Source organism: Clostridium puniceum, assembly GCF_002006345.1.
GTDB lineage: Bacteria > Bacillota > Clostridia > Clostridiales > Clostridiaceae > Clostridium > Clostridium puniceum.
In genome coordinates this window covers 86,742-100,891 of the sequence record NZ_LZZM01000153.1, presented here as the reverse complement: position 1 = coordinate 100,891, position 14,150 = coordinate 86,742, and the positions used below count along the sequence as shown (strand labels likewise).

Annotated in this window: 13 protein-coding genes; 2 read left to right on the top strand and 11 right to left on the bottom strand. The window is 29.4% G+C overall.

Annotation, left to right across the window (positions count from 1 at the left end; all coding sequences use genetic code 11):
- Positions 1-52: 52 nt before the first annotated feature.
- Positions 53-934, top strand: a complete 882-nt coding sequence (locus CLPUN_RS12080; RefSeq protein WP_077847530.1) for a LysR family transcriptional regulator — start codon at positions 53-55, stop codon at positions 932-934.
- Between the two features lie 156 nt (positions 935-1,090).
- On the opposite strand, the gene CLPUN_RS28060 is transcribed toward CLPUN_RS12080, so the two are convergent.
- Positions 1,091-1,267 carry a hypothetical protein gene (locus CLPUN_RS28060; RefSeq protein WP_198944325.1) on the bottom strand — a complete coding sequence of 59 codons (177 nt, stop codon included), beginning with the start codon at positions 1,265-1,267 and terminating at the stop codon, positions 1,091-1,093.
- Between the two features lie 487 nt (positions 1,268-1,754).
- Positions 1,755-3,764 (bottom strand): oxidoreductase, encoded by a 2,010-nt coding sequence (locus tag CLPUN_RS12075; protein ID WP_077847529.1) that lies wholly within the window; start codon positions 3,762-3,764, stop codon positions 1,755-1,757.
- A gap of 293 nt (positions 3,765-4,057) precedes the next feature.
- Here CLPUN_RS12075 and CLPUN_RS12070 point away from each other — a divergent pair, with 293 nt between their 5' ends.
- A complete protein-coding gene (locus CLPUN_RS12070) occupies positions 4,058-4,948 on the top strand; it encodes a LysR family transcriptional regulator (RefSeq protein WP_077847528.1) in 891 nt (296 codons plus the stop codon).
- Positions 4,949-5,043: 95 nt separating this feature from the next.
- Here the strand turns inward: CLPUN_RS12070 and CLPUN_RS12065 are convergent, their stop codons facing one another.
- The 9 genes from CLPUN_RS12065 to aroB all read right to left on the bottom strand — a co-directional run bounded on the left by CLPUN_RS12065 (position 5,044) and on the right by aroB (position 14,017).
- A complete protein-coding gene (locus tag CLPUN_RS12065; RefSeq protein ID WP_077847527.1) occupies positions 5,044-5,328 on the bottom strand; it encodes a putative quinol monooxygenase in 285 nt (94 codons plus the stop codon).
- A 138-nt stretch (positions 5,329-5,466) separates the two neighbouring features.
- A complete protein-coding gene (locus tag CLPUN_RS12060) occupies positions 5,467-6,300 on the bottom strand; it encodes a prephenate dehydrogenase (protein WP_077847526.1) in 834 nt (277 codons plus the stop codon).
- A gap of 18 nt (positions 6,301-6,318) precedes the next feature.
- Positions 6,319-7,332, bottom strand: coding sequence for a 3-deoxy-7-phosphoheptulonate synthase (aroF, locus tag CLPUN_RS12055; RefSeq protein WP_077847525.1), 1,014 nt, complete (start codon positions 7,330-7,332; stop codon positions 6,319-6,321).
- 159 nt (positions 7,333-7,491) lie between these two features.
- Entirely contained in the window at positions 7,492-8,010 is a 519-nt protein-coding gene (locus CLPUN_RS12050; RefSeq protein ID WP_077847524.1) for a shikimate kinase, read from the bottom strand.
- Between the two features lie 119 nt (positions 8,011-8,129).
- On the bottom strand, positions 8,130-8,999 hold the full coding sequence (locus CLPUN_RS12045) for a shikimate dehydrogenase (protein WP_077847523.1): 870 nt from the start codon (positions 8,997-8,999) through the stop codon (positions 8,130-8,132).
- 139 nt (positions 9,000-9,138) lie between these two features.
- Positions 9,139-10,269, bottom strand: a complete 1,131-nt coding sequence (pheA, locus tag CLPUN_RS12040) for a prephenate dehydratase (RefSeq protein WP_077847522.1) — start codon at positions 10,267-10,269, stop codon at positions 9,139-9,141.
- A gap of 147 nt (positions 10,270-10,416) precedes the next feature.
- Complete coding sequence (aroC, locus tag CLPUN_RS12035; protein ID WP_077847521.1) at positions 10,417-11,490, bottom strand: chorismate synthase; 1,074 nt, start codon at positions 11,488-11,490, stop codon at positions 10,417-10,419.
- The gene (gene aroA, locus CLPUN_RS12030; protein ID WP_077847520.1) at positions 11,468-12,775 is read right to left on the bottom strand and encodes a 3-phosphoshikimate 1-carboxyvinyltransferase; all 1,308 of its coding nucleotides are present in this window, start codon (positions 12,773-12,775) and stop codon (positions 11,468-11,470) included. Before aroA ends, aroC begins: the two co-directional genes overlap by 23 nt.
- Positions 12,776-12,964: 189 nt before the next feature.
- The gene (gene aroB, locus CLPUN_RS12025) at positions 12,965-14,017 is read right to left on the bottom strand and encodes a 3-dehydroquinate synthase (RefSeq protein WP_077847519.1); all 1,053 of its coding nucleotides are present in this window, start codon (positions 14,015-14,017) and stop codon (positions 12,965-12,967) included.
- Between the last annotated feature and the right edge of the window lie 133 nt (positions 14,018-14,150).

Genomic DNA, 14,150 nt, shown 5'->3' with positions numbered 1-14,150 from the left:
ATAATTTGAATCATCAACATAATATATTTATTATGAAAGGTGAGGTTTCAAATTGAATTTATATCATTTACGTTATTTTGTAACTCTAGCACATTTAGAACATTATACAAAAGCTGCAGAAAAATTAATGATTACTCAACCAAGCTTAAGTCATGCTATCTCAGTATTGGAAAAAGAATTAGGGGTTTCTTTATTTGAAAAAGAAGGAAGAAATGTTGTTTTAACAAAATGCGGAAAGATATTTTTATCTGATGTGGATAAGTCTTTAGAACTCCTTGATTCAAATATAAGGACCTTGAAAATGATAAGTACTGGTGAAGGAAGAATAGATTTAGCCTTTCTCCGTACATTAGGAACAGATTTTGTCCCATTTCTTACGAAAATATTCTTGCAAAATAATCCAGAAAAATCAATTAACTTTCACTTTTATACTGGAGTAACCGGAGATATTATTGACGGACTAAAAAATAAGAAATATGATCTTGCTTTTTGCTCCAAAATTAAAGAAGAACAGAGCATTGAGTTTATACCAATTGCCAAACAAGATTTAGTCTTAATTGTTCCTACTGATCATCCTCTTGCCCATCGAGACACAATAGATTTAGCTGAAACAATCCCCTATCCTCAGATTCTTTTCACAAAAAAAAGCGGACTCAGACCTGTAATTGACGACCTCTTTAGAAAAATTGGTAAAACACCAAAAATTGCTTATGAAGTTGAAGAAGATCAAGTAATTGCTGGATTAGTTTCTAATAATTTCGGTATTGCAATTTGTCCTAATATGACTATGCTTAATTCCATGAACTTGAAGATTATTCAAATTACAAACCCTATAATTGAAAGAGATTTTTATTTAGCAGTAATGAAAGATAAGTACCTGACACCTGTTGTTCAAAATTTCAAAAATTTTGTTCTTGAACATAAACAAATATAATTAAATTAACATAAGAAGTCCATAAAAACAAAAAACTATCACTAATTCTTATTTTTATTATAATTAAAGAACAGTGATAGTTTTTATGCATAATCTATTAATTTTAATACTTTCCCTAAAAAAGTAATAGTCGTCCATTATTTTCTCCTTTAGTAATTATACTGCTGCATCTCTACATGATATAGCCCAATATTCATGGCATCCTCGTTCTACTTCATGACACTTCATACAATCCTCAATAGTGCATCTACCTAAGCATTTAGCATATTTATTAACCTCATTCTTTAGATTTTCATTTTTTGTCACTTTAATTTTCACTATACTATTTTCCATTTTTTAATCCAGCTCCTTCTATTATTATTTATTCATGTAATTTATAAAAAATAAACCGTCCTTTGAAATCTCAAAGGACGGTTTTATTATAACCGTGTTACCACCTAATTTTATCAACAACTCACGCTGCAAAACTCTATAAGTATCTAAATAAATACTCTACATTTTTAACGGATGCTCCCGGCGCCTTCTACTTAGAAAAATCAGTTCAAAGGGCAGCTATAAGATGAATTCTGAAAAATCTTTCCACGCACCTCTCATTTAACGGTTGCTTTCTGTGAGGAATTTCTTATTTTCTTACTACTTCTTAATCATAGCTTTTAAATTATTTTGCTTTTTATCATAATATCCTTTTTTTATATTTTTGTCAATATTATCTATATGATTTTTTTATTTTATTTATAGATTAAATTTATAAATTTTGAAAAATCACAGAAAAATTGTCACCATCTAAATTAAATGGTGACATAATATACAGAGTTTCACTTTATCTAAAAGCACCCATTACTTCTAATGTTTTTAATACATTTCTACCTTCTTCTGTACCTGATATTATCCTTCTTGCTCTTACACTATCTCCTATATTAAGAAGTTTTACATTTTTTTCTTCAGCATATTCTTGAACTTTAGATAATTCAGATATTTCCGCTCTCATTCCAAGACATACAAATCCATAATCAAAGTCTATATCTTCAATACTACCATCAGAATTCTTTACTGTAAATGAACTTTCATTTACAACTTGAAGTGCAGTTCCTGTAAGCTGCTTAACATTATTTTCCTTCATCATGTGATATACATCAAGTTTTGTATTAGTATCAAGGTCCTTTCCTATTATAGGCATCATTTCAATATCTGAAATATCTGCACCTTTTTCAGCAAAAAATTCTACAACATCAAGACCTACTGCTCCACCACCTACTACTACAACCTTTTTACCAGAGCAATCTTCTTTGACAAAAGCATCCATATTTTCAATGAAACCAAATGTTGATTTAATTTTTCCACCTTCCTTATCTACATTATCCAATAATCCTGGAATTGGAGGGAGAAGTGGTTTTGAACCTGTTGCATTTACTATAAGATCAGGATTTACTGCCTCTATTGCTTCCTTTGTAGCTTTCGTGTTAAGTTTTATAGTTAAGTTCGGAAGTTCTTTTACTCTATCCTCTAAATATTCTACGAAATAATGGATTCTTCCCTTTGCAGGTACTGTTCCTATCATCCAAGCTAATCCACCCAATCTATCTTTCTCTTCAAATAATGTTACATTACATCCAACTTCTGCAGCAGAACATGCAGCTTCTAATCCAGCAGTACCTCCACCTATAACTACTACATTAACAGTTTTCTTTACTTGTTTCTCTTTATACGCATCTTCAAATAAAAGGTCTGGATTGATTGTGCAGCGTATTGGTTGTGATTTTGCTAAACGATGATCTGCGCATCCTATATTACAAGAAATACATCTTCTAAGAAGGTGTTCCTCGCCATTAGCAACTTTATTAGCCCAGTATGGTTCTGCAATTAAACCTCTACCCATAGCAATAAGATCTGCGTCGCCCACTGCTATTGTTTCTTCGCAGACCTCTGGCGAACGGAAATTTCCAGAAGTAATTACTGGCTTATTGAATTTTTCTTTTACAGCCTTAGCCATATAGCTTCTCCATCCTTCTGGAAGGCTCATCTTGTCATGTTGTAAGTATAAATTGTCATTTTGTCCTACAGAAATATTCAGAAAATCAATTTTTTCTTGTAAGTATTCAAGTAGTTCAAGAGAATCTTCAAGGGTATTTCCACCTTTAATCATATCATCAGCACTTATTCTCATTGAAATTGGGAATCTAGGTCCAACAGCTTCTCTTACTGCATCTATAACCATTCTTGGGAATCGCGCTCTGTTTTCAGCACTTCCACCAAATTCATCTTTTCTGTTATTAAACAAAGGTGAAAGGAACTGATTTAAAAGATATGAATGTCCAGCATGAATTTCAACTGAGTCAAATCCTGCTAACTGCGCTCTTACTGCAGCTTCTCCATATTTTTTAGCAATAACCTCCATTTCTTCTGGAGTCAATGGTCTTGGAATAGCTCCACCTGTTTTGGATGGAATGTTTGATGCTGAAACTGCTTGTGCTCCATTTAATCTTGCTGCATATGCTGATGCTCCCGCATGGTTAAGCTGAACAGAAGCCATTGCTCCGTAAGCATGTAGTCTTTCAACTAATGTGTAAAATCCAGGTACAAACTGATTATCATCAATTCTACATTGTTTTGTTCCATTGGTTCCCATAGGATAATCAACGCAAGCATTTTCTACAATAATAAGTCCTGTACCACCTTTTGCTCTCAACTCATAATACTTAATCATCTCTTCTGATACTTCTGCACTAACCGTTGCAAAGTTACTTCCAATAGGTGGCATAACTGTTCTATTCCTTAATGTCATTCCATTTATACTAATCGATGATAAAAGATTTGGATATTTGTTTCTCATAATTTTCCTCCTAGTATGTGCTAATATTTTATTGTAACTAAGGTTTCTCTTCTCATTACTTTTCACATTTTTCTATCTTAATTAAATTTTATTTAGCTATTATTGTTTAAAATTTAACTTGTTTGTTTAAAATTTAACTTATTTGATTAAAAATATGTTTCTTTCTTATACATTCATTTTAATATGTATTATTCTATTAAACAAATTCATTCTTTTCGCTTTATTAATAGATTTTTTCTATAGTTATTGTTATAATAAATTTAATACCACTTTAGAGAAAGGATTGATAAATTGTGAATTTAAATCATTTATACTACTTTAGAGTTTTGGCTAGACTTGAACATTATACTCAAGCTGCTAAAGAATTATCAATTACTCAGCCAAGTTTAAGTCATGCAATTTCAACTTTAGAAAAAGATTTAGGCACTTATCTTTTTGAAAAAGAAGGTAGGAATATACGTTTAACCAAATATGGTCGTTTTTTTTTACAATATGTTGATAATGCTCTTAATGAATTAGAAATCGGAGAAAAAAAATTAAATACTTTAACAAATCCTTCCATGGGTGTAATCGATTTGGGATTTATTTATACCTTAGGTGCTCATATTATGCCAAATCTAATCAAAGATTTTTTAAGCAATGAATCATATAAAAATATTTCATTTTCACTTTATCAGGGTACTACTCATAACATTATTACAGGACTAAAAAACGAAAAATTCGATATAGGTTTCTGTTCATTTGTAGACAATGAGCCAGATATTGATTTCATCCCTATATTAGAAGAACAGCTAGTTTTAATTGTTTCACAAAATCATGAATTAGCTTCGCTGGATAGCATTGATTTAAAAGATGTTGCAGAATATCCTTTTGTATACTTTAATAAAGAAAGTGGTATTCGACCTCTTATTGATGGTTTATTTAAAAAAGTTAATGTAAATCCTAAAATAATATGCGAAGTAGAAGAAGATACTGCCGTTTTAGGCTTAGTTGCTGTTGACTATGGTATTGCTATTATTCCTAATATCTCTTTAATCAAAAGTTTTGACGTAAAAGCCTTACCTATAAGCAATCCTATTATTAGAAGATATATTTATCTTGCTTCTATGAAAAATAAATATATTTCTCCATCTGCAAATCAATTTCGTAACTATATTCTCAAAAATTTGAGTCAAACTCTATAATATTTATATATATATTAAAAATAGCTACATGTGTATATTCTCAAAAGCATTTGAAACTTTCAAAACACACATGTAGCTAATTAATTCCTTAATTATTATACTTCTTTATATAAATTTACATCTCCTTTGCCTATTCTAAGTTCTCCTAACAAAGGAACTATTCTTTTAAAATGTTCGCTATTATTATGTATTTCAATTGCTTTCTGATCTTTCCATTCTTCTATAAAGGTAAATACAGACGCATTATTTATATCTTGAAATAACCCATATGAAATACATCCTTCTTCTTTTCTGCTCTTTTCAATTAATTCTTTTGCTAATTGTAGATATGTATCCTTTTTATCATCTTCAATTATACTTTTAGCTACTATTTTTATCACATTAATCCTTCTTTCTATATATTTATTAAAATTAGTATAACACTTAATAGCAAATACTTACCATATCAAATATAGTTAAAAATTTTAATTTACTAGTAACAAAAGAACTTTTCAATTATTATATTAATATTACACTTTTTATAACTTTTCGCGTCTTTTTGTGGATTTTATAAACAATTCTTTTAGGCATTCTTTATCATTATTTTCTATTCCATGTTTTATTTTGTCTAATTCATTTTCAAAGTCTTGTATACTTATAAGTAAATTTTCTTTATTTCCAAGAAAAAGTTCACTCCATAAGTCTTCATTAATATTTGCTATTCTAGTTAAGTCTCTATAACTATCACCAATAAAGCTTCCTGTATCTCTTCCTTCAACATCACTATTCACTAATGCAACAGCCAATGCATGTGGCAATTGACTTGTAAAACCTATCATTTCATCATGATATTCAGGTGTTATCCTTCTAACTCTCTTAAAACCTATCCGATATACTATATCCTCTATAAGTTTTAGATTTTCTTCTTTATTTCTATCCACTGGAGTTAAAATATAGTTAGCTCCCTTGAAAACTTGACTTGTTGCAAAGTCTATTCCCTTCTTTTCTCTACCTGCCATCGGATGTCCAAATACAAAATCAATATTATCTGGTAATATGTTCACTATATCCTCAATAAACATTTTTTTAATTCCAGTAGCATCTGTTATTACTGCTCCATCCTTAAAATTATCTTTGTTATCAGCAATAAACTGTTTAACTAACCTTGGATATAAAGATATAATTATTAAATCTGCACTTTTTACAATCTCTTCTCCACTAGTAAAACCTTCTTTAATCAGTCCTAACTTTATTGCCTTTTCTAATGTTTCTTTATTAATATCTATCCCACAAACATCGTCATATCCAGCTTCTTTTAAAGCCATAGTAAATGAACCACCAATTACGCCAAGGCCTACAACTACAATTTTCATATTTATAGCCTCCTAAAATTAAATTTCTTTTCCTTCTATGTTTGCTACAGCTTTGACTTTATCCATTAATGTATCAAATTGGTCTGGCGTAAGTGATTGCTGTCCATCACTTAATGCATTTTCTGGATCATTGTGTACTTCTATCATAAGTCCATCTGCACCTGACATAATTGCAGCTTTAGCCATAGGCTCAACTAAGTAAGCATATCCTCCTGCATGGCTTGGATCAACAATTATAGGTAGATGTGATAGCTTCTTAATTACTGGAACTGCTTGTAAATCTAATGTATTTCTAGTAATAGTTTCAAATGTTCTTATTCCTCTTTCACAAAGAATTACATTTTCATTTCCACCAGCCATAATATATTCTGCTGACATTAACCATTCTTCTATAGTTGCAGCTAAACCTCTCTTTAATAAAATTGGTTTATTAGTTTTCCCAATTTGCTTTAACAAATCAAAGTTCTGCATATTTCTTGCACCTATTTGGATAACATCAACTTCTTCAACAAATGTATCTATATAATTGGTTGACATAAGTTCTGTAACTATTGGTAATCCTGTTTCTTGTTTTGCTGTTTTTAAAAGTTTCAATCCATCTAATTCCAATCCTTGGAAACTATATGGAGAAGTTCTTGGCTTAAATGCTCCGCCTCTCAAAAAGTTTGCACCTGCTGCCTTTACTCTTTTTGCAATTTTAATTATTTGCTCTTCACTTTCAACTGAACATGGTCCTGCCATTATTCCCAAGCGATTACCACCAATTACTGATCCTTCAACATCAACCACAGTATTTTCAGGTTTAAATATTCTATTTGCTTTCTTAAATGGTTCTTGAACTTTCATAACTCTATCTACACCTTTGAGCACTTGCATTTTTTTAGGATCTATTACAGACGTATCTCCTACAATACCTATAATATAGTATGTGTCTCCTCTAGAAAGATTAACCTCTAATCCTTTTCCTTCAATTATTGCCTTAACTTTTCCTATTTCTTCTTCACTTGCTTTTGGTTTCATTATAATTATCATTATTTGTTTCCTCCTATACTACTACACTTTCTTATTTATTTAATCTACTATCCTACTATTCTACTAAATGTATATCAATATATTTTATATATAATTTCAATATTCATTGTGTATATTATATTTTGAATATCTATAAAACATCAACATTAAAATAGAAACTTAATTGCTTATTTCTACATTTTTATTAGACTTTATTATTTCTTTAATCTTATCTATCACTACTCGAATATCACTATCATTTTTAACTATTTCCTCAGCATATTCATTGTAAAGTGTGTATCTTTCATCATATAACTTTAATAATTTTTCTTTACCATCTTTAAGAAGTGGTCTAAATGAAACATCAACATCACCAAGAATATTATCAACTGGTCTATCAAGAAAAATTATCAATCCTTCTTTACTTAAAACATCAACATTCTTTTTTCTTTTTATAACTCCACCACCTGTAGAAATTAATATATTATCATATTCTGCTAGTTCTTTACATGTTTCTGATTCGATATCTCTAAAATATTCTTCCCCATTTTCAAAAAGCTTTACAGTTGTTTTTCCTGTTTTATTAACAATATATTCATCCATATCAAAGAATTTTATATTCAATTCCTTTGCTAATATTTTCCCAATCGTGGTTTTTCCACTTCCTGGCATTCCAATTATAACTATTTTATTTTTCATTATTTCTACTCCCCCTATTTGTTTATTAATACAATAACAAAGTTCTTCGCTTAATGCTTTTCCTATGGAATTTTTTTGTACTTCCTCTGCTTTAATTACCTTACACTTAATATTAAATTTTACTTAAAATATAATTCATTAACTTCTTCTGTAGGCATTTCTAATCCAGTATATAATTTAAATGCTTCTGCGCCTTGCCACAATAACATTCCTATACCACCTACTATGGTACAGCCAGCAGCTTCAGCATCTTCTAAAAATTTTGTTTTCTTAGGATTATATACTACGTCTGCTACAGCTAAGCCTTTTCTAAAATTACTTGTATCTTTTATTGGAGATTGTTCTTGATTTGGATGCATTCCTACACGTGTTGCATTAACCAAAATATCACTTTCTGAAATTTTCTCAGTAAGTTTTTGTGTATCTTCTAAATCACATAAATTTACAACGCATTTTGGTACTTCTTTCTTTATGTTTTCAATAGTTTCCTTAGCTTTTTCATAAAAAGCATCTTTTATGTTGAAAATGTTAATTTCTTTAGCCCCATCTAAAGCACATTGAACTTCAATCGCTGTTGCAGCACCACCAGCACCTAAAATAGTGATTTTTTTGCCTTTTACACCAACTCCATGTTCTTGCAAATTACGTACAAATCCAACACCATCTGTAATATGCCCAGTTAATTTTCCACCATTATTAACAATTGTATTGACTGCTCCAACAATACGCGCAGCAGGTGATAATTCATCCATATATTTAACAACTGCACTTTTACATGGCATAGTTACATTTGCGCCTCTTATATTTAATGTTTTAAAAGCATTAATAGCATCTGGTACTTTCTCTTCTGAAATATCAAAAGCTACATATGCAGAATCTATTTCCAATTTTTTAAAACTGTAGTTATACATAGCTGGTGATCCTGAATGGCCTACCGGTGAACCTATCAGGCAATATAATCCTGTAGTTCCTGAAATTCTTTTCTCCATCATATATCCCTCCTAAAACTAATTTCACTCTTTGATTCTATATATTAAATTATTTTCTATGAATCATTTGTGAAATAGTATGGTTTTAATCTTCTTATTATAATTCCATATAAATCCATCTTATCCCTCCTTATCTTTCCTAATCTATATTTTTTTCATAAGCTCCTAACAATTTGAAATAAGGACTACTTTTTTGAATTAATGATAGAGCTTTTGTTACCTTGTCAGAATATAAATCTCCTTCAAAATCTATATATAAGAAATATTTCCAAGGTCCATGTTTCATAGGTCTTGATTCTATCTTAATCATATTTATATTATTTTCTGCAAAATGACTTAATAGCTTATATAATGTTCCTGCTTCATCATCAAGTGAAAATACTACACTAACTTTATTTGCTTTTGAGCTTCTTTCGAGTGTTTTGCCTATAACTATAAATCTTGTAAAATTCTCTGATTGATTATTAATGTTTTCTTCTATAATTTCTAGATTATATATACTTGCCACTCTCTTACTTGCAATTGCTGCTTTTGAATTATCATTCAAATCATTAACTAACTTAGCACTAGTAGCAGTACTATGAAACGGTATTTTCTTCCATTTATCATGTACTTTTAAAAATTCTGTACTTTGTCCAAAACCTTGTGGATGAGAATATATTTCCGTTATAGTTTCTAATGTAGTTCCCTTTATTCCAACTAAGTTTTGATTTATTCTTATACAAACTTCTCCAAGTATGTAAAATCCATATTTATACAAAAGATCATATACATCTGAAATAGCACCTGTTGAAGAATTTTCTATTGGAAGTACGCCATAATCAAGCTCACCATTTTTAATTGCTACAAAAACATTTTCGAATTCTTCATAAGCCTTTGCTTCTTTATTCTCTCCAAAATATTTAATCATCGCTTCTTCTGTAAAAGATCCTCTTACTCCATAAAATCCAATTCTATCTTTACTAACAGAACTTTGATCCAACAGTGATGTACTAGTAGTTACTTTGCTTTTTCTATATTCAAGCTCTCTCGCTATTTCCATTAATCTTATAAAAAACTTTCTCGTTTCTTTTGTATAATCCTTATTTTTAAGATATCCTAAATTTTTTTCAATAACTTCATTTTCTCTATTTCTATCAAAAATAGGTACTCCATTTTTATTTTTATATTTTGCGACCTTAAGTACTATATCCATTCTTTTTTCAAATAGCTCAGTAATTTTTTTATCTAATTCATCAATGTTCTTTCTATAATAGTCTAAGCTTTCCATTTTTTCATTTCCCCTCTTCTTAAATAAAGTAATTTAAACTTTAAATAAAATCCTTTATTAAATCTATGCAAATTTTATTCTTTGTAATAAATATTTTATACAACTCCTAATTGTAACCTACCAAAATAAAATATACTTATCTTATTTTTACAAAACTAAATCTAATATTCCAATAGCAGTTACCGCTTCAATTACAGGTACTGCTCTTTGTACTATACAAGGATCATGTCTTCCTTCAATTACAAGTTCTGCTTCTTTATTTTCATCAATATCTATTGTTCTTTGCTTTTTTATAATTGATGGTGTTGGTTTCATTGCAACTTTAAAAAGTATTGGCATTCCATTAGTTATTCCACCTGTAATTCCACCATTATTATTTGTGTAAGTTTTAACGACATCCCCATCATAATAATATTCATCATTACATTCAGAACCTCTAAGCGTAGTCATTTCAAAGCCTTTTCCAAATTCTATTCCTTTAACTGCTGGAACAGAAAAAATTAAATGTGCTAATGTAGATTCAACTGAATCAAAAAATGGATTTCCTATCCCAGCATTTATACCAAGAACAGTACATTCAATAGTTCCTCCTGTAGAATCTTGTTCTTTCTTTGCCTTGAGAATAGTATTTCTCATTTCCTCTTCTTTTTCTGGAATTATAAGTGGTAATTCTTTTGTTTTAAGATTTTCTAAAAGTTCCTTACTTAATTCAACATCATAAAAACTCTTATCTTCAATATCTCCTATACTCTTAACATGAGCTCCTACAACTATTCCTTTTCCTTCTAAAACCTGCTTACATACAGCTCCTGCAAATACTAATGGTGCAGTTATTCTCCCTGAGAAATGACCTCCACCTCTGTAATCATTAAATCCATTATATCGAATAAATCCTGGATAATCAGCATGACCAGGTCTCATTAAATCCTTAAGCTTTCCATAATCTTTAGAATGCATATCTGCATTTCTAATTACTGCACAAAGTGGCGTCCCTGTAGTCTTTCCTTCAAAGAAACCACTTAATATTTCTGGTGCATCAGCTTCTTTTCTTGCAGTAGATAGATTACTTTTCCCTGGCGCACGTCTAGCCATTTCCCTTATCACTTCATCCATATTTATTTCAAATCCAGAAGGTAGACCATCAATTGTTATTCCTATTCCAACTCCATGAGACTCACCAAATATAGAAACCTTTAGTTTATTCCCCCACATTCCACTCATCAAACACACCTCCTACATTCTTAAAATCTTCCCAAAATTGTGGATAAGATTTTGAAACACATTCATAGCCTTTTAGAATTATAGGTTTCTTACACATAGTAGATGCTATAGCTATAGTCATTGCAATTCTATGATCCTTATGACTCCATACTTCTACTCCACCTTTAAGTTTTTTAACACCTTCAATTATTAATCCATCTTCTTTTTCTGTAATCTTAGCACCTAATTTACTAAGTTCAGAAGTTACTGCTGCTAATCTATCACATTCTTTAATTCTAAGTCTTCCCGCATTTATTATCTCTGTTGTTCCTTCACTTAAAGCTGCAACTAAAGATACTACTGGAATTATATCTGGACATTGAGAACCATCAATAACTGTTGCTTTTAATTCTCCTCTTACATTTCCTACCAATCCACTATTTTTATTGCTTATTTTAAGTCCCATTCTTGTTAAAATATCTATTACTTCTTTATCTCCTTGAAGAGAATCCAATTTTAAATCATTAAGAATTACATCATTTGAAAGTGCATCTGCACAGAAGAAAAATGCTGCTTGGGAATAATCACCTTCAACTCTATAATCTTTGCTCTTGTAATTTTGATTTCCTTTTATTGTAAATTCTTTATAATTATTATTTATAATTTCTATATCAAAATCTTTCATAGCACTTAAAGTTAAATCAATATATCCTTTTGATTCCATTTCTGTTGTTATTATAATTTTTGAATCTCCATCTAAAAGAGGTAGTGTAAATAGTAATCCAGTTATAAATTGTGAACTAATATTGCCTTTAATCTTAAATTCTCCAGCTTTTAATTTTCCTTCTGTCTTTAAATCTAAAATTCCTTCTTCATAAGTATATTTAATATTTTGTTCATCAAATATATTGTAATATGTATCTAAAGGTCTTTTTCCTAAATTACCTCTTCCAACAAATCTATTTATCCCATCAAATAATGCTGCTATAGGCACCAAAAATCTTAAAGTGGAACCTGATTCATTACAATCTATGATTCTTTCATTTTTTAATTCATTAGCTTTAATGTTTTCTGGACTTTTGATTCCATAGACTTCAAGATAATTTTCTTTTTTTGTTATTTTTGCACCTAATGCTGACATAGCCTCAATAGTAGCTACAATATCATCTGAATAATCTATATTTGTAACCTTGCTCATTCCATCTCCAAGTGCTGCACAAATTACTGCTCTATGTGCCATGCTCTTAGATGGAGGTATTTTAACTTCGCCACTTAACTTATTTGGATAAATTTTATAATTTCCCATCATATCACCCCTTAAATTCAGTTGAAATTTAGCACTTATAACAGTTAATGAGAAAAACTTTCACTGAATTTTCATATTATTTCTCAAGCTCTAGAGAAATTTACTCCTTAATTATGCATTATTAATTGTTAATTCTCATTGCTTTTAACTATCTATTGCCTTTAGTTGTTCAATCTTAAAAATTATTTACTAATTAAAAAATTTAACGTTAGTTTTTTCTAAATAAGATTCTCCAATATTCTTTAACAATACTACTTTAAGAACATTATCAATATTCTTCTTATCTAAAGCTATAGTATCTAAAATTAATGAACCATCTTCAATTTCTGCTTCATAAGGAAGACTATATTGCATTAATATTTTTTTTATATTTTCCGATGCACCTTTTTCAGTAAGTCCTTTATTTTCTGCAATTTTACTTATTTCATACATTCCTATGGCAACAGCTTCTCCATGAGTAAACTTTTTAAAATTATAATAAGTTTCTATAGCATGGCCTAAAGTATGACCGAAATTTAATAGCATTCTTTCACCAGTATCTTTTTCATCATTTTCTACAACACATTTTTTTATAAAACAACATTTGTAGATAATCTTTTCAATGTTGTTCATAACTTCAGTTTTACTTTTTAAGTTCTTTAAGAAATTGAAAAATCCTTTGTCTTTTATACATCCATATTTAATAACTTCAGCCATTCCATCTTTAAAGAATCTTTCACTTAAAGTTTCTAGAACATTTGGATCAATTAAAACCATTTTAGGATGATAAAAGCTTCCAACTAGGTTTTTCCCGCTTTCTAAATCTACTGCAACTTTTCCCCCAACACTACTATCAACTTGTGCAAGCAGAGAAGTTGGCATTTGCACAAAATCTACACCTCTTAAAAAAGTAGATGCTACAAAACCACCAAGATCTCCAATTACACCTCCACCTAAAGTTATAATTAAATCACTTCTTGTAAGTTTAAAATCTAAAAGTTCATTATAAATTGAAGGAAGAGTTGTAAAAGCTTTTGTTTCTTCACCTGGTTCTAATACCATTATCTTAACTTCATATCCTGCATTAATTAAACACATTTTAACTCTATTTCCGTAATGACAATCTACATTTTTATCTGTCAATATAAATATTTTTTTACCTTTGTATATTTTTTCAATTTCCAAATTAATTTCATCAATTAATCCTTTTTTAATTATAATAGGATAGCTTCTTTCTCCTAAATCAACAACTAAATCTTCCATTTTTCAAATGCCCCTTTTTTATATATTAAATTTTGCTTTTTTCAAGTTTAAGTTTAAAAACAAAAATGGAACTCACATATAATGAGTTCCATAAAATATCAATATTATTTGCCTATTCTAAAAAAGATTATAT

Bases quoted from the DNA above. Each gene is read 5' to 3' on its own strand.
- CLPUN_RS28060 (WP_198944325.1), bottom strand. From the start codon at position 1,267: ATGGAAAATAGTATAGTGAAAATTAAAGTGACAAAAAATGAAAATCTA.
- CLPUN_RS12075 (WP_077847529.1), bottom strand. From the start codon at position 3,764: ATGAGAAACAAATATCCAAATCTTTTATCATCGATTAGTATAAATGGA.
- CLPUN_RS12060 (WP_077847526.1), bottom strand. From the start codon at position 6,300: ATGAAAATTGTAGTTGTAGGCCTTGGCGTAATTGGTGGTTCATTTACT.
- aroF (WP_077847525.1), bottom strand. From the start codon at position 7,332: ATGATAATTATAATGAAACCAAAAGCAAGTGAAGAAGAAATAGGAAAA.
- CLPUN_RS12050 (WP_077847524.1), bottom strand. From the start codon at position 8,010: ATGAAAAATAAAATAGTTATAATTGGAATGCCAGGAAGTGGAAAAACC.
- CLPUN_RS12045 (WP_077847523.1), bottom strand. From the start codon at position 8,999: ATGGAGAAAAGAATTTCAGGAACTACAGGATTATATTGCCTGATAGGT.
- pheA (WP_077847522.1), bottom strand. From the start codon at position 10,269: ATGGAAAGCTTAGACTATTATAGAAAGAACATTGATGAATTAGATAAA.
- aroC (WP_077847521.1), bottom strand. From the start codon at position 11,490: ATGAGTGGAATGTGGGGGAATAAACTAAAGGTTTCTATATTTGGTGAG.
- aroA (WP_077847520.1), bottom strand. From the start codon at position 12,775: ATGGGAAATTATAAAATTTATCCAAATAAGTTAAGTGGCGAAGTTAAA.
- aroB (WP_077847519.1), bottom strand. From the start codon at position 14,017: ATGGAAGATTTAGTTGTTGATTTAGGAGAAAGAAGCTATCCTATTATA.